The sequence below is a fragment of the Hymenobacter agri genome, from assembly GCF_054778495.1.
On sequence record NZ_BAAGZM010000981.1, the window covers coordinates 1 to 1,080 of the forward strand.

Genomic DNA, 1,080 nt, shown 5'->3' on the forward strand with positions numbered 1-1,080 from the left:
ATCCAGACGCCCGCGCTGCTGCTGCGCTCGGGCCTGAAGCACCCGCACCTGGGCCAGCACCTGCACCTGCACCCGACGGTGATTGTAGCCGGCCGCTACCCTCAGGCCATGAACTCCTGGCACGGCCCCAGCATGAGCGTCGTGAACGACACCTACACCCAGCTGCACGGCACCAACTTCGGCGCCAAGCTCGAAACGCCCCCCACCCACCCCGGCCTGCTGAGCATGGTGCTGCCCTGGCGCTCGGGCCGGCAGCACCACGAGATGATGCGCGACGCCGACCACCTCGGCTCGTTCATCGTGCTCACCCGCGACCGCGAGGGCGGCCGCGTGACCATCGACAAAAACGGCGCGCCGCTGATTGACTACACGCTGTCGGATTTTGACCGGGCTAATATGCTGGAAGGCGTGCGCGCCGCCGCCCACATTCACGCCGCCGCGGGGGCACACACCATCTACCTGCCCCACGGCACGCTGCCCACGCTCAAGGTCGAAAACGGCAACATCATCAACCCCGCCCTGCTCGACCAGCTGCCGCATCTGAGCTGGAAGGCCAACCAGTTCGGCCTCTACAGCGCCCACCAGATGAGCACCTGCCGCATGGGTGGCGACGCGGCCACCCACCCGCTCAAGCTCAACGGCGAAACCGTGGAGGTACAAAACCTCTTCGTGGCCGACGGCTCGGCCTTCCCGGCCTGCAGCGGCGTGAACCCCATGCTCACCATCATGGCGCTGGCCCACTTCACGGCCCAGGGCATGAAGGCCCATCGGGCCGTGGAGAAGCAGGCGGCAATGGCGTAGAGACGCATATTTACGTCTCGTCGTTAGGCGATGAATAACCCGCCGCCGCAATGATTACCGTTCAAGGGCAAGACGCAAATATGCGTCTCTACATTCGCACCTATGAAACGCTCGTCCCTGCCTTACCTGCTGTTGCTGCCGCTGCTGGCGGTGCTGCTGTTTGGCAGCTGCGGCGGGGGCGTGCGGAGTTTTCTGACGAACATGGGCAGTGCCCGCCGCGCCCGGTTTGTCGCCATCGAAGCCCAGCGGCAGGCCAGCCGCGATGCGGCCCGGCGCACC

At 66.1% G+C, this 1,080-nt stretch carries 1 protein-coding gene; it reads left to right on the top strand.

Annotated features, from left to right (window positions below):
* A partial coding sequence (locus tag ACYVDE_RS23860) for a GMC family oxidoreductase (protein WP_460504017.1) occupies nucleotides 1-801 on the top strand: 801 nt, incomplete at its 5' end.
* Nucleotides 802-1,080: the final 279 nt, after the last annotated feature.